The 19,915-nt window shown below is 70.3% G+C and carries 16 protein-coding genes; 6 read left to right on the plus strand and 10 right to left on the minus strand.

The genetic code is table 11. The annotated features are described in order from the left end of the window. Nucleotides 1–519: 519 nt before the first annotated feature. From purL to xerD, 3 genes are all read right to left on the minus strand, one after another. Nucleotides 520–4,572: a phosphoribosylformylglycinamidine synthase gene (gene purL / locus AB3X10_RS18930; RefSeq protein WP_369976959.1), complete on the minus strand. Its 4,053-nt coding sequence runs from the start codon at nucleotides 4,570–4,572 to the stop codon at nucleotides 520–522. A gap of 352 nt (nucleotides 4,573–4,924) precedes the next feature. Continuing rightward, entirely contained in the window at nucleotides 4,925–5,731 is an 807-nt protein-coding gene (locus tag AB3X10_RS18935) for a DsbC family protein (RefSeq protein ID WP_369976960.1), read from the minus strand. A gap of 114 nt (nucleotides 5,732–5,845) precedes the next feature. After that, nucleotides 5,846–6,820, minus strand: coding sequence for a site-specific tyrosine recombinase XerD (gene xerD, locus AB3X10_RS18940; protein WP_369976961.1), 975 nt, complete (start codon nucleotides 6,818–6,820; stop codon nucleotides 5,846–5,848). A gap of 195 nt (nucleotides 6,821–7,015) precedes the next feature. Here xerD and AB3X10_RS18945 point away from each other — a divergent pair, with 195 nt between their 5' ends. Continuing rightward, a complete protein-coding gene (locus tag AB3X10_RS18945; RefSeq protein WP_369976962.1) occupies nucleotides 7,016–7,492 on the plus strand; it encodes an RDD family protein in 477 nt (158 codons plus the stop codon). A gap of 197 nt (nucleotides 7,493–7,689) precedes the next feature. Here AB3X10_RS18945 and AB3X10_RS18950 read toward each other — a convergent pair whose 3' ends face one another. From AB3X10_RS18950 to lptF, 3 genes are read right to left on the minus strand one after another with little or no spacing between them, the layout of a single operon-like run. After that, complete coding sequence (locus AB3X10_RS18950; RefSeq protein WP_369976963.1) at nucleotides 7,690–8,025, minus strand: hypothetical protein; 336 nt, start codon at nucleotides 8,023–8,025, stop codon at nucleotides 7,690–7,692. 3 nt (nucleotides 8,026–8,028) lie between these two features. Then, nucleotides 8,029–9,135 (minus strand): LPS export ABC transporter permease LptG, encoded by a 1,107-nt coding sequence (gene lptG / locus AB3X10_RS18955; protein WP_369976964.1) that lies wholly within the window; start codon nucleotides 9,133–9,135, stop codon nucleotides 8,029–8,031. Next, nucleotides 9,132–10,217: an LPS export ABC transporter permease LptF gene (lptF, locus tag AB3X10_RS18960; RefSeq protein ID WP_369976965.1), complete on the minus strand. Its 1,086-nt coding sequence runs from the start codon at nucleotides 10,215–10,217 to the stop codon at nucleotides 9,132–9,134. Before lptF ends, lptG begins: the two co-directional genes overlap by 4 nt. Before the next feature lie 108 nt (nucleotides 10,218–10,325). Here lptF and AB3X10_RS18965 point away from each other — a divergent pair, with 108 nt between their 5' ends. From AB3X10_RS18965 to AB3X10_RS18980, 4 genes are all read left to right on the plus strand, one after another. After that, nucleotides 10,326–11,810, plus strand: a complete 1,485-nt coding sequence (locus AB3X10_RS18965) for a leucyl aminopeptidase (protein WP_369976966.1) — start codon at nucleotides 10,326–10,328, stop codon at nucleotides 11,808–11,810. 121 nt (nucleotides 11,811–11,931) lie between these two features. Continuing rightward, nucleotides 11,932–12,357 (plus strand): DNA polymerase III subunit chi, encoded by a 426-nt coding sequence (locus tag AB3X10_RS18970; RefSeq protein ID WP_369981902.1) that lies wholly within the window; start codon nucleotides 11,932–11,934, stop codon nucleotides 12,355–12,357. 112 nt (nucleotides 12,358–12,469) lie between these two features. Further along, nucleotides 12,470–15,379, plus strand: coding sequence for a valine--tRNA ligase (locus tag AB3X10_RS18975; RefSeq protein WP_369976967.1), 2,910 nt, complete (start codon nucleotides 12,470–12,472; stop codon nucleotides 15,377–15,379). Nucleotides 15,380–15,400: 21 nt separating this feature from the next. Beyond that, a complete protein-coding gene (locus AB3X10_RS18980) occupies nucleotides 15,401–15,853 on the plus strand; it encodes a methyltransferase family protein (protein WP_369976968.1) in 453 nt (150 codons plus the stop codon). A 62-nt stretch (nucleotides 15,854–15,915) separates the two neighbouring features. On the opposite strand, the gene AB3X10_RS18985 is transcribed toward AB3X10_RS18980, so the two are convergent. From AB3X10_RS18985 to pssA, 4 genes are all read right to left on the minus strand, one after another. After that, on the minus strand, nucleotides 15,916–17,067 hold the full coding sequence (locus AB3X10_RS18985) for a pectate lyase family protein (RefSeq protein ID WP_369976969.1): 1,152 nt from the start codon (nucleotides 17,065–17,067) through the stop codon (nucleotides 15,916–15,918). A gap of 601 nt (nucleotides 17,068–17,668) precedes the next feature. Continuing rightward, nucleotides 17,669–18,160 carry a ribosomal protein S18-alanine N-acetyltransferase gene (gene rimI / locus AB3X10_RS18990; RefSeq protein ID WP_369976970.1) on the minus strand — a complete coding sequence of 164 codons (492 nt, stop codon included), beginning with the start codon at nucleotides 18,158–18,160 and terminating at the stop codon, nucleotides 17,669–17,671. Next, nucleotides 18,157–18,645 (minus strand): alanine acetyltransferase, encoded by a 489-nt coding sequence (locus AB3X10_RS18995; RefSeq protein ID WP_369981904.1) that lies wholly within the window; start codon nucleotides 18,643–18,645, stop codon nucleotides 18,157–18,159. Before AB3X10_RS18995 ends, rimI begins: the two co-directional genes overlap by 4 nt. 8 nt (nucleotides 18,646–18,653) lie before the next feature. Then, on the minus strand, nucleotides 18,654–19,430 hold the full coding sequence (pssA, locus tag AB3X10_RS19000) for a CDP-diacylglycerol--serine O-phosphatidyltransferase (protein ID WP_369976971.1): 777 nt from the start codon (nucleotides 19,428–19,430) through the stop codon (nucleotides 18,654–18,656). Between the two features lie 79 nt (nucleotides 19,431–19,509). Here pssA and AB3X10_RS19005 point away from each other — a divergent pair, with 79 nt between their 5' ends. Further along, nucleotides 19,510–19,899, plus strand: coding sequence for a DUF4124 domain-containing protein (locus AB3X10_RS19005; protein WP_369976972.1), 390 nt, complete (start codon nucleotides 19,510–19,512; stop codon nucleotides 19,897–19,899). Nucleotides 19,900–19,915: the final 16 nt, after the last annotated feature.

The raw sequence follows: 19,915 nt of genomic DNA on the forward strand, positions 1-19,915 counted from the left end.
TGGTTGCACGGGCTGCGCCCGGACCCTCATCCGCCCCTGCGGTGCACCTTCCCCCCAAAAGGTGGCCATGGTCCCAACGGGAGAAGGAACAGCCGCTAGCCCCTCTCCCATCGGGAGAGGGGTTGGGGTGAGGGTCCGGCGCGACGCGACTCGTGGAGATTGGGTGCACGGGGCTGCGCCCGGACCCTCATCCGCCCCTGCGGGGCAACTTCCCCCGAAAAGGGGGCCATGGTCCCGACGGGAGAAGGAACAGCCGCTAGCCCCTCTCCCGTCGGGAGAGGGGTTGGGGTGAGGGTCCGGCGCGAAGCGACTCGCGGAGTTGCGCGCACCGATGCCGCTGCGGTTCCCGGCTCGGTTCGTCGCGACAGATGTCGCTCCCACAAGGGCCGGGATCAGGCGCCGGCTCGACGCGGCGCACAGGGCGCGCACCGCAGCGAACCTTGCGCCGGGTCGGCGCAAGGCGTGCTCGCTCGCATCATGCCGCCGCGCCCGCCAATGGCGGACGCGGCCGGCGGGCGCTCAGCCCACCCACACCCGCGCGTTGCGGAACATGCGCAGCCATGGCGAGGCATCCGCCCAGCCTTCGGGGTGCCAGCTGAGGTTGAGCGAGCGCGGGGTGCGCTCGGGATGCGGCATCAGGATCGTCACCCGGCCGTCGTCGCTGGTCAGGCCGGTGATGCCGTCGGGCGAGCCGTTCGGGTTCAGCGGATAGCGCGCGGCGACCTCGCCGTTGCCGTCGACGAAGCGCAGCGCCACGCGCGCGGCGGCCTGGTCCACGGCATTGTCGAACTCGGCACGGCCTTCGCCGTGCGCCACCGCCACCGGGATCCGCGAACCGGCCATGCCGCGCAGGAAGATCGACGGCGACTCCACCACTTCCAGCAGGCTGGTGCGCGCCTCGAACTGCTCGCTGCGGTTGCGCAGGAAGCGCGGCCAGTGCTCGGCGCCGGGGATGATGTCCTTGAGCTGGCTGAGCATCTGGCAGCCGTTGCACACGCCCAGCGCGAAGGTGTCCGGACGCGCGAAGAACGCCGCGAACGCATCGCGCAGCGCGGGCCGTTCCAGGATCGAGGTGGCCCAGCCGCGGCCGGCGCCGAGCACGTCGCCGTAGCTGAAGCCGCCGCAGGCGGCCAGGCCGACGAAGCCGGCCAGGTCCACGCGGCCGTCGATCAGGTCGCTCATGTGCACGTCGAAGGCGCGGAAGCCGGCGCGCTCGAACGCATTGGCCATCTCGATCTGGCCGTTGACGCCCTGCTCGCGCAGGATCGCCACCTTCGGCCGCTGGCCGCTGGCGACGAACGGCGCGGCCACGTCCTCGGCCGGGTCGAAGACCAGCTTCGGCTTCAGCCCCGGCGCGGCGAAATCGCGCGCCACCGCGCGTTCCTCGTCGGCGCTGTCGGGGTTGTCGCGCAGCTTCTGCATGGCGTGGCTGACCGACCACCACGCGTCGAACAGCTCCTCCCAGCGCCATTCGACCAGGGTCTTGCCGGCTAGGCCCACGCGCACCACCGCGGCGGTGCTGGGGCGGGCGATGCGCTGCGCGCACTCGGTCAGCGCATGCCGCTCGATCAGGTCGGCGAACGCGGCGCGGTCCTCGTTGGCAACCTGCACCACCGCGCCCAGTTCCTCGTTGAACAGGCTGCGGAACGGATCGTCGCCCCAGGCGTCGAGGTTGATCTCCAGGCCCTGGCGCGAGGCGAACGCCATCTCGCACAGGGTGGCGAAGGCGCCGCCGTCGCTGCGGTCGTGGTAGGCCAGCAGCAAGCCGGACGCGCGCGCATCGCGGATCAGTTCGAAGAACGCGCGCAGCCGCTGCGCATCGTCCAGGTCCGGCACCGCGCCGCCGAACGCCGGCAGGCCGCCCTCGGCATGCACCTGCGCCAGCACCGACCCGCCCAGGCGCTGCTTGCCGCCGCCCAGCCCGATCAGCCACAGCTCGCTCTCGGCCTCGCGCGCCAGCAACGGCGTCAGCTGGGTGCGCGCGTCGGCGACGGGCGCGAATGCGGAGACGATGAGCGAGACGGGCGATACCGACTTGTGGGTGGTGGTGGCGCCGGGATTGGGGAGTGGGGATTCGGGATTGGCAAAAACACCCTCCGCTCCCGTTCCCGCGCTTTCGCCAATCCCGAATTTCGAATCCCGAATCCCGGCTACACCCCACTGCGCCTGCATCGACAGCGAATCCTTGCCGACCGGGATGCTCAGGTCCAGCTGCGGACACAGTTCCATGCCCACCGCCTTGACCGCGGCGTACAGCCGCGCGTCCTCGCCGGCGTGGTTGGCCGCGGCCATCCAGTTCGCCGACAGCTTGACCTGGGCCAGCGCCTCGACCGGCGCCGCGCACAGGTTGGTGATCGCCTCGCCGACCGCCATGCGCGCGGCGGCGGCGGCATCGAGCAGCGCCAGCGGGGTGCGCTCGCCGATCGCCATCGCTTCGCCGGCATGGGTATCGAACCCGGCCAGGGTGATCGCGCAATCGGCCAGCGGCAGCTGCCACGGGCCGATCATCTGCTCGCGCGCGGTCAGCCCGCCGACGCTGCGGTCGCCGATGGTGACCAGGAAGCTCTTCGCCGCCACCGCCGGATGCGCCAGTACGCGCAGCCCGGCCTGGCGCAGGTCCAGCGTGTCGGTGTCCAGCTCCGGCCAGCGCGGTGCCGGCGGCTGCCGCGCGTCGCGGTGCATCTTCGGCGGCTTGCCGAAGAGCACGTCCATGGGCAGGTCGATGGGGTGCCGGGATTGGGGATTGGGGATTGGGGATTCGGCAACAGCGGGCGCGGCCGGCTTTTCACCATTCCCGATTCCCGATTCCCCATTCCCGCCGCCGAGGACACCGTAACCCACGACGAGCCTTTCCTCGGCGGTCGCCACACCGACGGCGGCGAACGGGCAGCGCTCGCGCTCGCAGATCGCGGCGAATTCGGCCAGGCGCGCCTGCGGCACGCCGAGCACGTAACGCTCCTGCGATTCGTTGCACCACAGCTGCATCGGCGACAGCGACGGGTCGTCGCTGGGCACGCGGTCCAGGTCGATGATGCCGCCCACGCCCGAGTCGTGCAGCAGTTCGGGAATGGCGTTGGACAGGCCGCCGGCGCCGACGTCGTGGAACCAGCGGATCGGGTTGTCCGCGCCCAGCGCCACGCAGCGGTCGATGACCTCCTGCACGCGCCGCTCCATCTCCGGGTTGTCGCGCTGCACGCTGGCGAAATCCAGGTCCTCGGCGCTGTCGCCGGAGGCCACCGAACTGGCCGCGCCGCCGCCCAGGCCGATCAGCATCGCCGGGCCGCCGAGCACGATCACCGCGTCGCCCGGCTGCAGCCGGATCTTCTCGACCTGGATGCGGTCGATCGCGCCGAGGCCGCCGGCGAGCATGATCGGCTTGTCGTAGGCGCGGGTCAGGTCCTGCGTCTCGGGCAGCTCGAAGCTGCGGAAATAGCCGAGCAGGTTGGGCCGGCCGAATTCGTTGTTGAACGCGGCGCCGCCGAGCGGCGCCTCGAGCATGATCTCCAGCGCCGGGGCCATGCGCGGGTTCAACGGGCGCTCGCCTTCCCACGGCTGCGGCAGCGTCGGGATGCGCAGGTGGGAGACGCTGAAGCCGGTCAGGCCGGCCTTGGGCTTGCCGCCGCGGCCGGTGGCGCCCTCGTCGCGGATCTCGCCGCCGGCGCCGGTGGAGGCGCCCGGGAACGGCGCGATCGCGGTCGGATGGTTGTGGGTCTCGACCTTGATGCAGAACGCCGACGGCGTCACCGCCTCGCTGCGGTACTCGCCGCTGGCCGGGTCCGGGCGGTAGCGCGCGGCCGGGTGCCCTTCCACCACCGCCGCATTGTCGCTGTACGCGCTGAGCGTGTGCTGCGGGGTCTGCTGGTGGGTGTGCTTGATCATGCGGAACAGCGAGCGGTCCTGCTCCTTGCCGTCGATGCTCCAGCTGGCGTTGAAGATCTTGTGCCGGCAGTGCTCGGAGTTGGCCTGCGCGAACATCATCAGCTCGACGTCGGCCGGATCGCGGCCGAGTTCGCCGAAGCGCTGGCGCAGGTAGTCGATCTCGTCCTGGGCCAGGGCCAGGCCCAGCCGCGCGTTGGCCGCGTCCAGCTGGTCCAGCGCGATGCGCTCCACGTCGCCGCGTGCCGGCGCCTGGAACAGCGCCTGCGCCTGTTCCGCGCTGTCCAGCAGCGACTGGGTCATCGGGTCGTGCAGCAGCTTGGCCAGCGCGGCCTGCTGGATGGCGTCCTCCGGCCAGCCGGCCAGGTCCAGGCGGGTGCCGCGCTCCACGCGGCGGATCGCCAGGCCGGCGCCGCGCACCAGTTCGGTGGCCTTGCTCGACCACGGCGAGCGCGTGCCCAGCCGCGGCACCACGTAGCGCGAGCGGGTGCCCGCCTCGGCGGCGGCCGGCGCGTCCTGCGCCTGCAGGATGCGCTGCGCGGCGGCGGTATCCACCGCGCTGTCGGCGTTGCTGTCGATGAAGTAGACATGCCAGGCGCCGGCGATGCGCAGACCGGGAACGACGGATTGCAGGCGGGTTTCGAGCCGAGCGCGGCGGAACGGCGAAAGGGCGGAAGCGCCCTCGAGGACGATCATGTCCGGGGAACCGTGTGAGGAAACGGGCCGGCTATTGTAGCTGGAGAGCCGGGATTGGGGATGGTCAGCCTGCGGCTGCCGAAGAGCGAGCGGGATTGGGGATTCGGAAAAGCCGGCTCCCGCGCCGGCATCGAATAGCCCCCTCCGCAACCGTCTCAGGGCGCATGCGGGGGCGGCCAGGCGGGTCCACCGCCTTGTCTAGGCTCGCCGCACGCAGCGCCGATCAGGCCATCCGGGCCGGATGAAGGCGAACGAAGCCGCGCAACTCAGGCAGACGGTTACAGCGCCGCTCAGGAAGACCGGGGCACCGCCCTGCGAATCCCCAATCCCGAATGCCCAATCCCAGCCGCTATCAGCGGCTCCCGCCCGCCTTCGCCGTCTCCGCCGCGCGCTTGTCCAGCGCCTCTCGCAGCTGCGCTGGCGGCAGGTAGCCGCCGAGCTGGGTGCCGTCCGGGGCGAAGATCGCCGGGGTGCCGTTGACGCCCAGGCGCTGGCCCAGGTTGTACTGCATGGTCACCGGGTTCTTGCAACTGGCCGCGCCCGGCACCTTGCCGCTGGCCTTGGCGTCGGTCAGCGCCTTCTTCTTGTCGGCCGCGCACCACACCGCGACCATGTCCTTGTAGTCCTGGCTGCCCAGGCCCATGCGCGGGAACGCCAGGTACTCCACCGCGATGCCCTGCTTGTTGAGCTCGGCGATCTCGCTGTGCAGCTTGCGGCAGTAGCCGCATTCGATGTCGGTGAACACGCTGATGGTGTACTTCGGGTTGGCCGGGGCGAACACGATGCGCTCGGTGCGCGGCGCCGACTCCAGCAGCTTGCGGCGGTAGCTCAGCAGGCCCTCGCTGGAGGCGAACTGCTTCTCCTGGATGTCGAACGGCTGCGCCTGGAACAGGTAGCGGCCGTCGTCGGACACGTACAGCACCTGCCCGCCGACCACCACTTCGCGGAAGCCCGGGAACGGCGCGGTGCCGATGTAGTCGGGCTTGAAGTTCGGGTCCAGCTGCAGCAGCGCCGCACGCACGCGCTGCTCGCCCGGGGCGCCGGCGGGCGCGGCGGCCGGCTTGGCCGGGGCGGCGGTGGCGGCGGTGGGCGAGGCCGGCTGCGCGCAGGCGGAAAGGGAGGTGGCGCCCAGCAGCGCGCAAAGAGCTAAACGGAGCATTGGCTATCCATGAGGGCTGCGAATCGGGCTGGATTGTCGCATACCCCCCGGTCCGCTCCATGTAGACAGGCTGAGCGGGCCGCGGCCCGGCCCGCGCCACCCGGGCACGGCCGCTCAGCCGCGCGGATGGTGCTTGCTGTGCAGCTTCTGCAGGTGCTCGCGCGCGACCAGGGTGTAGATCTGGGTGGTGGACAGCGAGCTGTGCCCGAGCAGCATCTGCAGCGCGCGCAGGTCGGCGCCGCGGTTGAGCAGGTGGGTGGCGAAGCTGTGGCGCAGGCCGTGCGGGCTGACCGAGGCCGGGTCGATGCCGGCCAGCGCCGCGTAGCGCTTGACCAGGCTCCAGAACTGCTGCCGGCTCAGCGGGCGCCGCGCCGCATCGATGAACATCGGCACGATGCCGTCGCTGGCCGGCACCGCCTGCCCGGCCGCCAGCGCCGGCCGCGCCGTGTCCAGGTAGCGCTGCAGCCAGTGCTGCGATTCCTCGCCCAGCGGCACCAGGCGCTCCTTGCTGCCCTTGCCGGTGACGCGCAGCACGCCCTGGCGCAGGTTCACCGCGTTCGCCGGCAGGTTGACCAGCTCGCTGACGCGCAGCCCGGCCGCGTACATCAGTTCGAGCATGGCGCGGTCGCGCAGGCCGGCCGGGACGGTGTCGTCCGGCGTCGCCAGCAGCGCGTCGATCTGGCTCTCGGCCAGGGCCTTGGGCAGGGAGCGCGGCAGCTTGGGCGGGTCCAGCAGCGCGGTCGGATCGTCGCCGCGCTCGCCGCGGCGCAGGCGCAAGGCGAAGAACGCGCGCAGCGACGACAGCCAGCGCGCGTTGCTGCGCTGCGAGTAGCCCATGCGCGCACGCCAGGCCAGGTAGTCGAACAAGGCCTGGCGATCGGCCCCGGGCAGGCCGCCGCCGGCGCCGTCGCGCCAGCGCGCGAAGCCCTCCAGGTCGCGCCGGTAGCTGTCCAGGCTCTGCCGCGCCAGGCCCTGCTCGGCCCAGGCCGTGTCCAGGAACTGCTGGATCGCGGCGGCATCGGTATCGCGCAGCGGGGCCAGGTGCTGCGCCTGCTGGCGGCGTTCGGCGGGGGTGCGGAGTTCGGGCATGGAGGCAGCTTATGGGATTCGGGATTCGGGATTCGGGATTCGGGATTTGGGATTTGGGATTTGGGATGGTCAGCCTGCGGCTGCCGAAGAGCGAGCGGGATTCGGGGAAACACCTAGCGCCGACGCTGGGTGGCGCCTGCGCCGCCCCGGCGGCAGCCGGTGACGCGCCGGTGGCGCTGCCGCTAAGCTGTGGCGATGACCGCTTCGCCCACCGCCGTCGCTTTCCGTCCGCGCGCGCTGCTGCCGTGGCGGCTGCTGGCGCTGTTCTACGACGCCTGGCCGGTGCTGGCGCTGTGGTTCGCGATCTCGGCGCTGTTCACCCTGGGCTATACGCTCGAAGGCCATGCGCCGCGCGAGAACATCGCTCCGTTCAGCGCGCTGCAGTGGCTGTTGTGGCTGTGCTGCTGGATCGCGGCCGGCCTGTACGCCACGCTGAGCTGGCGCCGCGGCGGCCAGACCCTGGGCATGCGCCCGTGGCGGCTGCGCCTGCACGGCGCCGACGGCGGCACGCCGGGCTGGGGCGCGCTGTGGCGGCGCTACCTGGTCGGCACGCTGTCGCTGCTGCTGGGCGGCCTGGGGTTCTGGTGGGCGCTGCTGGATCGCGAACGGCTGACCTGGCACGACCGCGCCAGCGGCACGCGGCTGGTTCGACTTCCGAAGCAAAAGCCCTGACTGCACTGCATGGGCGCGCGGCGGCGCGGCGAACACCACTGGCGCTTCAAGGGCTGCGACGCGGCACGACCGCGCCAGCGGCATTCACCTGATACGCCACCCAACCCGACCGCTCCGGCGCTGGGCCGCGCGGCAAAGAACACTATCGCTTCAAGACTGGCGCGGGGCGCCGACGCGTACAGCAGCAGCGACTGCCATCACGGTCCGCGCCCATCGCGACGTTTGGCCGATGCCGCCTTCCGCGCCGCGAAAATGCCGCGAATTTCGGCTTCCACCAGGGAACCGAGTACATACAGGCCAGCGAACATCGGCGTCGCCAGCAATACATACGACACGCTCTGCGGCAACCGCTCGAGCAACCCCGCCAAGCCGAGTCCGTTCGCCACCATGAGCGGCAATATCACCGGGAGTTGTCGCCACACCAACTGCGACTTGTCGTTCACTTGCGGGTCGTTCGCCCACAACAGGCATTGCGCGATCACCGCCGCATACAGCAGGCACAGTACCAATCCGGTCAGGCTCAACCGGCGCATCGGCTAACTGCTGCGTTTGCGGAACAGCAGCCACGACACGGTCAGCATCACCAGCGGCGGCAAGGCGTAGGCGATGCGGTAGTCGAACTTGAGCGCGCCGGCCATGCGCCCGAAGAACAGCTGCAGCAGCCAGAACACCAGCGCGAACAGGATGCCCAGGAACAGGCGCTTGCCCATGCCGCCGCTGCGCAGCGCGCCGAACGCGAACGGGATCGCGGCGAAGCACAGCGCCAGCACGTTGACCGGGTAGAACCAGCGGCTCCAGTACTGGTCCTCGTAGTCGCGCGCGTCCAGGCCGTTGCGGCGCCGGTACTCGATGCTGGTGTGCAGGTCGTGCGCCGACAGGTTGCGCGGCTTGGCCAGGCCCGAGGCCAGCGCCGCGGCGTCCAGCCGCGAGGCCCACGGCAGGCTGTCGAACTTCTCGCGCTGCACCGAGCGCTCGGCGAAGGTGTCGCGGTAGGCCTGTTTCAGGGTCCAGCCGCTGCTGCGGTGCTCGGCGGTGGTGGCGTGGGTCAGCGAGGCCAGGCGGCCGTGCTGGTCCAGCGTGTACAGGCGCACGTCGCGCAGTTCCAGCCAGGTGCCGCCGTTGCCTTCCAGGTGTTCCTCGCCGGCCTGCGCGTTGAGGAAGGTGTCGCCCTCGCGCGCCCACACCCCGGAGTAGCGGGCCATGCTCATGTTGCCGTTGTACTTGGCGTTGGCCTTGATCGTGTCGGCCTGGTTCTGCGCCCACGGCGCCAGGGTCTCGCCGCTGAACACCATCGCCACGGTCAGCAACAACATCGTGGCCGCCGCGGCCACGCTCAGCCGCGGCCGCGACAGGCCCAGCGCGCGCAGCGCGGTCAGTTCCGAGGTCGCCGCCAGCTGGCCCAGGCCCATCAGCACGCCGATCACCGCGCCGGTCGGGAACAGGGTGTAGGCGCGCCGCGGCACGGTGTAGGCGACGAACGCCACGGCGTGGCCGAGGCTGTAGCTGCCCTTGCCGATGTCCTTGAATTCGTTGGACAAGGCCATGATCACGTCGAGCCCGAGCAGGACCGCCCAGGTCAGCAGGACGGTGCCGAGCACGGCGCGGCCGACGTAGACGTCGTGCAGGTTCGGACGCAGCCTCATGCCGTCTGCCTCCGCGGCCGCGACAGGCGGCCGTCGCGCAGGTAGCTCCACACCGCCAGCGCCAGCAGCGGCAGGGTCAGCCACCACAGGCCCAGCGCGCGCGGCAGCTTGTCGGTGCTCAGCCACTGGGTGCCGATGAACATCAGGTTGGTGCCGACCAGGTAGGCCAGGAACGCCAGCATGATCCGGCCGTAGCGCTGCTGCCGCGGCGAACTGCGCGACAGCGGCAGGGTCAGCAGGGCGAAGGCCAGCGCCAGCAGCGGCGGCGCCAGGCGCGCGTGCAGCTGCGCATTGGCCTGCGGGCGCGGGTCGCCGATCAGCTTGGCGGTGGGCAGCAGCTCGGGATCGTCGTCCTTGCGCGCCTCGCTGCGGTCCGGCAGGGCCACGTCGTTGCTGACGTAGCGCATCATCCGGTAGTCCAGGCCGTCGCCGGCCAGCGGGCCCTCGACGCGGTAGCCGTCCTCCAGGCGCAGGTAGCGGTCGGCCCTGCCCTCGAAGAACATCGCGCCGCGCTGCGCGGTGACCACGTCCAGGCGGTCGTCCTTCTGCCGCTGCATGAACACCTTGCCCAGCTTGGTGCCGTCGCCGGACAGGGTGCTGATGTAGACGATGCCGCCGTCGGACAGCGGGGTGAAGCGCCCGGCCTCCAGCCCGGCCATCAGCAGGCTGCGGTTGGCCTCGTCGATCAGCCGGTCGGAGGTGCGGTCGGCCCACGGGCCCAGCCACAGCGAGCACAGCCCGACCAGGGTCACCACCGGCACCACCAGCATCAGGATCGGCCGCAGCAGGCGCCGCGGGCCGACGCCGATGGCGGTGATCACCGCCATCTCCGAGTCGCGGTACAGCCGCGCCAGCGCCAGCAGCAGGCCCAGCATCAGCGCCAGCGGCAGGATCAGCGGCAGGTACACCACGAATTGCAGGCCGAGCTGGGAGAACAGCAACTTGGCCGGGATGCGGCCATCGGCGATGTTGCCCAGGATATCGACCAGCACGCCGCCGACGCTGACCACCAGCAACACGATGAGGGTGGCCAAGAAGCTCTGGATGAAATCGCGCAGCAGGTATCGATCGAGCTTCGGCATGGGGGTGGGTTGATTTAAACTCTCGGATTCGTTCGCGGCGGAGCCAGCCTAACCCGGCTGGACGTAAACAGCCCGCGATTGTACGGATTTGCCAACGGAATCTGATCAATGGCCCTGGAATTCACCCTGAACCACGACGCCCCGGCTACCGCGGCGTTCGATTGCATCGTCGTCGGCGTGTTCGCCGACAAGCGCCTGTCGCCTGCCGCCCAGGCCCTGGATGCGGCCAGCGGCGGACGCCTGGCGGCCCTGGCCGGCCGCGGCGACGTCGCCGGCAAGACCGGCGCCACCGCGCTGCTGCACGACCTGCCGGGGGTCGCCGCGCCGCGCGTGCTCGTGGTCGGCCTGGGCGAGGCCGCCAAGTTCGGCGTGCCGCAGTACCTGAAGGCGGTCGGCGACGCGGCCCGTGCGCTGAAGAGCGGGCCGGTGGCCAAGGCGCTGTTCACCCTGTCCGAACTGGAGGTCAAGGGCCGCGACCAGGCCTGGGCGATCCGCCAGGCGGTGATCGCCAGCGACCACGCCTGCTACCGCTACACCGCCACCCTGGGCAAGAAGAAGCCCGACGACAGCGGCCTGGCCAAGCTGGCCGTGTTCGGCGAGGACGCCACCGCACTGGTCCAGGGCCAGGCCATCGCCGCCGGCGTGAAGTTCGCCCGCGAGCTCGGCAACCTGCCGCCGAACCTGTGCACCCCGGCCTACCTGGCCGAGACCGCGGCGGCCTTCGCCGACGGCGTCGACGGCGCCGAGGCCGAGATCCTCGACGAGACGCAGATGCAGGACCTGGGCATGGGCTCGCTGCTGGCGGTGGCGCGCGGCTCGGCCAATCGCCCGCGGCTGCTGGTGCTGAAGTGGCACGGCGGCGGCGACGCCAAGCCCTACGTGCTGGTCGGCAAGGGCATCACCTTCGATACCGGCGGCGTCAACCTGAAGACCCAGGGCGGCATCGAGGAGATGAAGTACGACATGTGCGGCGGCGCCAACGTCATCGGCACCTTCGTCGCCGCGGCCACCGCGCGCCTGCCGCTGAACCTGGTGGTGGTGGTGCCGGCGGTGGAGAACGCGATCGACGGCAACGCCTACCGCCCGTCGGACGTGATCACCAGCATGTCCGGCAAGACCATCGAGGTCGGCAACACCGACGCCGAAGGCCGCCTGATCCTGTGCGACGCGCTGACCTACGCCGAGCGCTTCAACCCCGAGGCGCTGATCGACGTGGCCACCCTGACCGGCGCCTGCATGGTCGCGCTCGGCCACCAGACCGCCGGCCTGATGAGCAAGCACGACGACCTGGCCAACGAGCTGCTGGCCGCCGGCGAGCACGTGTTCGACCGCGCCTGGCGCCTGCCGCTGTGGGACGAATACCAGGGCCTGCTCGATTCCAGCTTCGCCGACGTCTACAACATCGGCGGCCGCTGGGCCGGCGCCATCACCGCCGGCTGCTTCCTGTCGCGCTTCACCGAAGGCCAGCGCTGGGCGCACCTGGACATCGCCGGCGTGGCCAGCGACGAAGGCAAGCGCGGCATGGCGACCGGGCGGCCGGTGGGGCTGTTGAGCCAGTGGTTGCTCGACCGCGCCGCGGGCGGCGCGGCGTGATTGGGGAGTCGGGATTGGGGAGTCGCGAAAAGCGCCTCCCCTTTTCCCCCGTCCCGCACCTTGCGCCGACGTTCGCGACCTGCGTTGGCCAATCCCCGATCCCGAACAACGAATCCCCGCCCTGATGCGCGCCGACTTCTACCTGATCGCCAAGCCGCGCTTCCTCACCGAGCCGCTGCGGCTGGTGTGCGAGCTGGCGCGCAAGGCCAACGACGCCAACCTGTGGACGCTGGTGCTGGCGCGCGACCAGGCGCAGGCCGAGGAGCTGGACGAGCTGCTGTGGGCGTTCGACCCCGATGCCTACATCCCGCACCAGATCGCCGGCGCCGATGTCGACGAGGAAGAGGCGCAGGTGCTGATCGTCCCGCCCGGCGTGGAAGCGCCGTCGCGCGCGCTGGCGATCAACCTGCGCGACGACGCCTACCTCGGCGCCTGCGAGCGCGTGCTGGAAGTGGTGCCGGCCGATCCAGCCGCGCGCGAGCCGCTGCGCGAACGCTGGAAGCAGTACAAGGCGCTGGGCTTCGAGGTCAGCAAGTACGACATGTGATGGGGCCGGGATTGGGGATTGGGGATTCGGAATGGATCCCTGCCCTGTCCCCCTTCATCGGCATGGCACCGCAACGAATCCCGAATCACGAATCCCCAATCCCGGCTCCTCAATGACCACCCTCGCCCCCAGCTACGACCCCAAGTCCTTCGAATCGCGCCTGTACGCCCAGTGGGAAGCGGCCGGCTACTTCAAGCCGTCCGGGCAGGGCGAGCCGTACACGGTGCTGCTGCCGCCGCCGAACGTGACCGGCACCCTGCACATGGGCCACGCCTTCCAGCAGACGCTGATGGACGCGCTGGTGCGCTACCACCGCATGCGCGGCTTCGACACGCTGTGGCAGGTCGGCAGCGACCACGCCGGCATCGCCACCGAGATGGTGGTGTCGCGCAACCTGGCGCTGGAAGGCAAGGGCGAGACCCGCGACTCGCTGGGGCGCGAGGGCTTCATCGCCAAGGTCTGGGAATGGAAGGCGCAGTCGGGCGACATCATCGAACGGCAGATGCGCCGCCTGGGCACCTCCAGCGACTGGTCGCGCAGCACCTTCACCATGGACCCGCAGCCGTCGGCGGCGGTGGTCGAGGCGTTCGTGCGCTGGCACGAACAGGGCCTGATCTACCGCGGCCAGCGCCTGGTCAACTGGGACCCGGTGCTGAAGACCGCGATCTCCGACCTGGAAGTGGAGAACGTCGAGGAAGACGGCTTCCTGTGGTCGATCGCCTACGCGCTCGAGGACGGCGCCAGCTACGAACACGTCGAGCACGACGCCGACGGCAACGAGACCCTGCGCGAGACCCGCGACTACCTGGTGGTGGCCACCACGCGCCCGGAAACCCTGCTCGGCGACACCGCGGTGATGGTGCATCCGGACGATGCGCGCTACGCGCACCTGATCGGCAAGACCGTAACGCTGCCGCTGACCGGCCGCCAGGTCCCGGTGATCGGCGACGACTACGTGGACCGCGCGTTCGGCACCGGCGTGGTCAAGGTGACCCCGGCGCACGACTTCAACGATTACCAGGTCGGCGTGCGCCACGGCCTGCCGATGATCAACCTGTTCACCCCGACCGCGGCGATCAACGACAACGCGCCGGAGCGCTACCGCGGCCTGGACCGCTACGACGCGCGCAAGGCGGTGCTGGCCGAGCTGGAAGACCTCGGCCTCCTGGTGGAGACCAAGCCGCACAAGCTGCAGGTGCCGCGCGGCGACCGCACCGGCCAGGTGATCGAGCCCTACCTCACCGACCAGTGGTTCGTGAAGATGGACGCGCTCGCCAGGCGCGGCCTGGAGCTGGTCGAATCGGGCCAGGTGAAGTTCGTGCCGCCGAACTGGATCAACACCTACCGGCACTGGATGGAGAACATCCAGGACTGGTGCATCAGCCGCCAGCTGTGGTGGGGTCACCGCATTCCGGCGTGGTTCGACGACGCCGGCAACTGCTACGTCGGCCGCGACGAGGCGCAGGCGCGCGCGAAGAATGGCCTGGCTGCCGACGTCGCCCTGCACCAGGACAGCGACGTGCTGGAGACCTGGTTCTCCTCGCAGCTGTGGCCGTTCTCGACGATGGGCTGGCCCGACCCGCAGGCGATGGCCGAGCGCGGCTTCGACCGCTACCTGCCGTCGAGCGTGCTGGTCACCGGCTTCGACATCATCTTCTTCTGGGTGGCGCGGATGATCATGGCCACCGACAGCTTCACCGGCCAGGTGCCGTTCCGCGACGTGTACATCACCGGCCTGATCCGCGACAAGGACGGGCAGAAGATGTCCAAGTCCAAGGGCAACGTGCTCGACCCGCTGGACATCATCGACGGCATCAGCATCGAGGACCTGGTCGCCAAGCGCACCACCGGGCTGATGCAGCCGCGCATGGCCGAGAAGATCGAGAAGGCCACGCGCAAGGAATTCCCCGAGGGCATCATCGCCCACGGCGCCGATGCGCTGCGCTTCACCATCGCCGCGCTGGCCGGCCACGGCCGCGACATCAAGTTCGACCTGGGCCGTGCCGAGGGCTACAAGAATTTCTGCAACAAGCTGTGGAATGCGAGCCGCTTCGTGCTCATGAATACGCGCCCCGAGGATCCCGCGGCCGCGACAGCGACAAACGCGTCGCCACGCGCCCAGGTGGCGAACCATGCGGACACCGCTTTGCATCTGGACCCGGGCAAGCACGCGCCGGTCACCGATGCCGAAAAATGGATTTTGGTGCGACTGGACAAGGTCAGCGCCGAAGCGCAGGCGCACTACGCCGCCTACCGCTTCGACCTGCTGGCGCAGTGCCTGTACGAGTTCGCCTGGAACGAGTTCTGCGACTGGTTCCTGGAGCTGACCAAGCCGGCCCTGAACGGCGACGACGCCGTCGCCGCCGACAGCACCCGCCACACCCTGCTGCTGGTGCTGGAGACGCTGCTGCGCTTGCTGCACCCGCTGACCCCGTTCGTCACCGAGGAACTGTGGCAGCAGGTGGCGCCGCGCCTGGGCATCGCCGCGCCGACCATCTCGCTGCAGCCGTATCCGCTTGCCGGCGCATTGGACGTGGCCGCCTATGCCGGCGCCGAAGCCGACATCGAGTGGCTCAAGGCGATGGTCTCGGCGCTGCGCCGGGTGCGCAGCGAACTCAACGTGCCGCCGTCCAGGCTGGTGCCGCTGCTGCTGCAGGGCGGCCACGCCGAAGACCGCACGCGGGTGGAGCGCTTCGCCTCGCAGCTGACGTTCCTGCTGCGGCTGGAGGCGATCCAGTGGCTGGACGCGGCACAGGACGCACCGCCGGCCGCGGCGGCGATCGTCGGCGAGCTGCGACTGCTGGTGCCGCTGGAAGGCCTGGTCGACCTGGACGCCGAGCGCAGCCGCCTGGACAAGGAGATCAAGCGCGTGGACGCGGAGATCGGCAAGTGCAACGGCAAGCTCGGCAACGCCACCTTCGTGCAGAACGCACCGGCGGCGGTGGTCGAGCAGGAGCGCGCGCGCCTGGCCGACTGGACCACGCAGCTGGCCGGGCTGCGCGAGCAGCGCGCCAAGCTGTAAGTCGCGGACGACCCCAAGCGCATGAAGCTGCGCGTGCCGCCGCCGCTGATCGTGGTCGCCGGCGCGCTGTGCGCATGGGGTGCCGCACATGCCTGGCCGGCGGCGACGTTGCTCCTGCCGGGTCAACGCTCGCTGGGCGCAGCGGTGATCGTTGCCGGAGCGGTCGCCAACGTGGCGCCCAAACTGCACTTTCGCCACGCCGGGACCACGGTCAATCCGCTGCATCCGCAGCGCGCCAGTGCCTTGGTGCAATCCGGGCTGCATCGCTATTCGCGCAACCCCATGTACCTGGGACATGCGCTGATCCTGCTGGGCTGGATGCTGTGCCTCGGCCATCCGGCCGCAGGTGTTTCCCTGGCGTTCTATCTGCTGTACGTCGATCGCGTACAGATTCCGCGCGAAGAAGCGGCATTACGCGAACGCTTCAGCACCGATTACACGGAGTATTGCCGGCGCGTGCGACGCTGGCTGTAGTGGGAATTCCGCGACACGACAATCGGCCGCCGCCCGGCATCGCGGGCGGCGGCCTGCAACACTCAGAGCTTGCCCGCGCCGGCCTTGGCCTTGACGTCGCTCGCCACCTGGTTCGCCGGCAGTAGCGAATAGGTGTACGGCGGGGTCCAGCCGATGCTGTTGTTCCACGAGCAGGTCAGCGCCTTGCCGTTGAGCAGCGAGCCGAAATCGCGGTACACGCTGCCGCCGTAGTCGGCGGCGATCTTGTCGCAGCTGCTGACGCCGGCGATGTCGAAGGCGTTGTTCTCGGAGAAGATCTTCGACTCCTTGCCGACGCCGTGTGCGTGCGAGAACGGATACACCGCGTGGCTGGTGCTGCCCACGTGGTAATTGTTGTACAGGTGCACCTGGCCGAAGCGCACCCGCGGCGCGCGCGCGGAGATGTTCTCGAACAGCGTGTTGTGGATGGTCACCTTCAACTTGCCGCTGTCGGTGCTGGAGGCGCTGTCGCTGGAACCGATCAGGTTGTTCTTCTCGTGCGACTTGAACGCCGAATACGAGATGGTCACGTAGTTGGCGCCCTTCTTCACGTCCAGCGCGCCGTCGTGATGCTGCTTGGGGCGGCCGTTGGCGGTGCCGTTCTGGTCGTCGGTGCGGCGCCCGTCGGTGAAGGTGACATGGTCCACCCACACGTTGCTGGCGCCTTCGATGGTCAGCCCGTCGTACTCGGAATTCCAGTTGCCGGCGCTGCCGTCGTCCGGATCCCACACCGGCTGCGGATCCCACGGATTTTCGATGGTGAGGTTGCGGATGATCACGTCGTTGGCCTTGACGTACAGATAGCCCTCGCGGATCTGCGCATTGGAACCGACGCCGATCAGCGTGGTCTTGGTGGGGATGTCCAGGCGCGCACGGCTCTTCATGTCCGCGGTGGTGCTGTACGGCGTACCCTCGCTGACGTCGATGATGCCGCTGATCTTGATGATGCGGCCGTTGCTGCCGACGCTGGCCTTCAGCGCGGTCTTCAGCTGCGCGGCGGTGCTGACGCTGTAGACGTTGGCCGCGGCGGCCTTGGAACCGCCCTTGGTGCCGCCGTTCTGCGTCGCCCACCCGGTGCTGGCGACCTCCAGGCTGGCATCGGCGTAGGCGCTGCCGGTCGCGCCCGCCAGACAGACTGCAAGCGCAATCGCATGGGTGAGCGTGCGCGGGGATGCGATGAGTGACTGTGTCTTCATCCTGGAACCTCGTAGGCATGGGTGGAGTCGCCGCGCGCGCGGCGCGTTCCGCAACGCGGAAAACGCAAGCGACGCACGCGCATTCGCTGTCCCTTCGGACAACTGCGCGTGATGCCGTGAAAGGTGGCAGCGCCGAAGAGGCGCGCACTGTAGGGAGCGCGTTGCGCTTGGGAAGAGACAAATGCGGCGTGCGCGGATCCAGCGCTGCGATGTGGGGATGGCATCTAACAAAATGCGTTCGCGATGCGGCTCGCCCACCCGCTCCCGCTGCGGGACAACAACGCTGTCCCGACGACAAGTCGCGACATTGCGCGAATGCCCGATGCGCTCAGAACTTGCTTGAAAAATGCGGCGCCGCAGGCGGCATCGTCGGCAGGCACCGCGGGAGCGACGCCCGGCCGCCTGGGATCATCGGTCGCGATGGGCAACGGCGATAAGGTCCATTGCGGCCGGAATCGCTTGCGCAGCATTTCGCCGACCGTAGAACGGCCTGAGTCGGAATACCCCGATTACCGAAAGGAAAGCCGCGCGCCACGGCCGCAGCGTGCCACTGGCTTGCGCGCACGCCGGCGTGGCGCCGGCGACGGCACGCCGTCGCGCGTTACGACATGCCTTCGAAGAACAGCTCGATCGCCATCACCAGCGCGTCCTCGCGGCCGTTCGCCGCCGGGTAGTAGCGCGGACGGCGGCCGATCTCGTTGAAGCCTTCGCTGTGGTACAGCGCGATCGCGCTGGGATTGGACGGGCGCACTTCCAGGAACACGCGGCGCGCGCCCAGGTCGGCGCCGTACTTGATCAGCGCGCGCAACAGCAGGCGGCCGTAGCCGCGCGACTGCCGCTCGGGCGCGATGCAGACGTTGAGGATGTGCGCCTCGTCGGCGGCGACGCTGATCACGCCGTAGCCGACGATCTGGCCCTGCTCCTGCAGCACCCAGCCCGGATAGCCGGCCTGCAGGCAGTCGCGGAAGATGCCGCGCGTCCACGGGAACGGATAGGCGCGGCGCTCGATCTCCATCACCGTGTCGAGGTCGGCCTCGCGCAGGGGGCGCAGCGTCGCCGCGGCCGGCGAGGACGCCGAACCCAGCGCGCTCATCGCGGCGCCTGCTTGCGCAGCGCGCGCAGCTGCGGCCACAGCGCGCGCTTGGCGGCGGCGTTGCCGCGCAGCTCGGCCAGCGGCCAGGTCGCCATCAGGGCCTGCGTCGCCGGATCGTTCGGGTTGCGCCCGGAGGCGCGCAGCAAGGCGATCTGCAGCCGATCGGGCAGGCGCAGGCCGGCGCGGCGCACCGGTGCCGTCGCCGCGCGTTGCGGCTCTGGATCGGCCGCGGGCGCGGCCGGCGCCCGCCCGCGCGGCGACGGCGCCGCGGGCGCTGTGGCGCGCGGCGCGTACGCCGGTGCCGCGTGCTCGGCCACCACCGCGGGCGCAGCCGCATCGGCGACAGGGGCATCGTGCACCTGCGCCTGCGCCGGCTGCGCGACCACCGCGCCGACATCGGCGTCGGCCCCGACATAGAGCGTGTAGCCCAACGCCTGCAGCCAGCCGTGCTGCTCGGCCGACCACAGTGGCACGTCGCTGGCCATCGCCTCGCTCACGTCGCGTCCGGCAGCTTGCGCCAGCGCCGCCACAGCCAGTAGCAGGGGCCGGACAAGGCGTACAGCACGCCGATCGCCAGCAGCGCGCGCGACAGGTCGATGACCAGCACCGCGATCACCACCGGCGCCAGCACCAGCATCAGGAACGGCACCCGGTCGGCGCGCGGGCCCTTCTCGCCGCCGCCCTTGAAGCTCCAGAAACGGATCCGGCTGACCATCAGCAACGCCGCGGCCACGGTCAGGCCCAGCGCCACGTAGCGCAGCTGCTCGCCGTCCCAGCCGAGGTTGCCGTCGGCGAACGCCCACACGAAGGCCATCATCAGCCCCGCCGCGGCCGGACTGGCCAGGCCGACGAACCAGCGCTTGTCGACGGTGCCGACCTGGGTGTTGAAGCGCGCCAGGCGCAGCGCGGCGCAGGCCGCGTACAGGAACGCCACCGACCAGCCGACCCGGCCCATCACGCTGCCGTCGAACTTCAGCGCCGACAGCGACCAGTGGTACATCACCAGCGCCGGGGCCATGCCGAAGCTGACCAGGTCGGCCAGCGAGTCGTACTGCACGCCGAATTCGCTGCTGGTGCCGGTCAGCCGCGCCACCCGCCCGTCCAGCCCGTCCATCACCGCGGCGACGAACACCGCCACGCTGGCGTGCACGAACTGGCCGTTGGCGGCGGCGATGATGGCGTAGAAACCGGAGAACAGGCCGGCGGTGGTGAACAGGTTCGGCAGCAGATAGATGGTGCGCGAACGGGGGGGCGGTCGGGATGGGTCCATGCCCGGCAGTTTAATCGACTTGCCAGGCCCGACGGCGGGTGCTGCAATCGGCGCTCGCCCCGTGCCCCTGGAGACCGTGATGCGCGCCCTGACCCGGCTTTGTTGCCTGTCCCTGCTCGCCGCCAGTGGCGTGGCCGGCGCCACCACCCTGTACCAATGGAAGGATGCGCAGGGCGTCACCCACTATTCGGAGAGCCCGCCGCCGGGCGGCAAGTACCAGGCGCGGCGGGTCGACAGCCGCGGCGGCGCCCCGGCCGAGGCCACCTCCGCCGCGCCGGCCGAGACCGCCAACTGCCTGGGGGCGCGCAAGAACCTGGACATCCTCAGCAAGCCCGGCAAGGTGATGACCGACAACGACGGCGACGGCAAGCCGGACACCGAACTCAACGACAGCCAGCGCGCGGCGCAGAAGTCGCTGGCCGAGGCCGCGGTCAAGGCCTACTGCCCGCAGCCCGCCGCGGCCGAGTGAGCGCGCGGCCGGCGCG

It is taken from the genome of Xanthomonas sp. DAR 80977 (assembly GCF_041240605.1).
Taxonomy (GTDB): Bacteria; Pseudomonadota; Gammaproteobacteria; order Xanthomonadales; family Xanthomonadaceae; genus Xanthomonas_A; species Xanthomonas_A bundabergensis.

Excerpts from the sequence above, each read along its gene's own strand:
- AB3X10_RS18965 (WP_369976966.1), top strand. The coding sequence starts at position 10,326 with ATGGCCCTGGAATTCACCCTGAACCACGACGCCCCGGCTACCGCGGCG.
- xerD (WP_369976961.1), bottom strand. The coding sequence starts at position 6,820 with ATGCCCGAACTCCGCACCCCCGCCGAACGCCGCCAGCAGGCGCAGCAC.
- AB3X10_RS18935 (WP_369976960.1), bottom strand. The coding sequence starts at position 5,731 with ATGCTCCGTTTAGCTCTTTGCGCGCTGCTGGGCGCCACCTCCCTTTCC.
- AB3X10_RS18995 (WP_369981904.1), bottom strand. The coding sequence starts at position 18,645 with ATGGCCAGCGACGTGCCACTGTGGTCGGCCGAGCAGCACGGCTGGCTG.
- pssA (WP_369976971.1), bottom strand. The coding sequence starts at position 19,430 with ATGGACCCATCCCGACCGCCCCCCCGTTCGCGCACCATCTATCTGCTG.
- AB3X10_RS18950 (WP_369976963.1), bottom strand. The coding sequence starts at position 8,025 with ATGCGCCGGTTGAGCCTGACCGGATTGGTACTGTGCCTGCTGTATGCG.
- lptG (WP_369976964.1), bottom strand. The coding sequence starts at position 9,135 with ATGAGGCTGCGTCCGAACCTGCACGACGTCTACGTCGGCCGCGCCGTG.
- rimI (WP_369976970.1), bottom strand. The coding sequence starts at position 18,160 with ATGAGCGCGCTGGGTTCGGCGTCCTCGCCGGCCGCGGCGACGCTGCGC.
- lptF (WP_369976965.1), bottom strand. The coding sequence starts at position 10,217 with ATGCCGAAGCTCGATCGATACCTGCTGCGCGATTTCATCCAGAGCTTC.
- AB3X10_RS18980 (WP_369976968.1), top strand. The coding sequence starts at position 15,401 with ATGAAGCTGCGCGTGCCGCCGCCGCTGATCGTGGTCGCCGGCGCGCTG.
- AB3X10_RS18985 (WP_369976969.1), bottom strand. The coding sequence starts at position 17,067 with ATGAAGACACAGTCACTCATCGCATCCCCGCGCACGCTCACCCATGCG.
- AB3X10_RS18945 (WP_369976962.1), top strand. The coding sequence starts at position 7,016 with ATGACCGCTTCGCCCACCGCCGTCGCTTTCCGTCCGCGCGCGCTGCTG.
- AB3X10_RS18975 (WP_369976967.1), top strand. The coding sequence starts at position 12,470 with ATGACCACCCTCGCCCCCAGCTACGACCCCAAGTCCTTCGAATCGCGC.
- purL (WP_369976959.1), bottom strand. The coding sequence starts at position 4,572 with ATGATCGTCCTCGAGGGCGCTTCCGCCCTTTCGCCGTTCCGCCGCGCT.
- AB3X10_RS19005 (WP_369976972.1), top strand. The coding sequence starts at position 19,510 with ATGCGCGCCCTGACCCGGCTTTGTTGCCTGTCCCTGCTCGCCGCCAGT.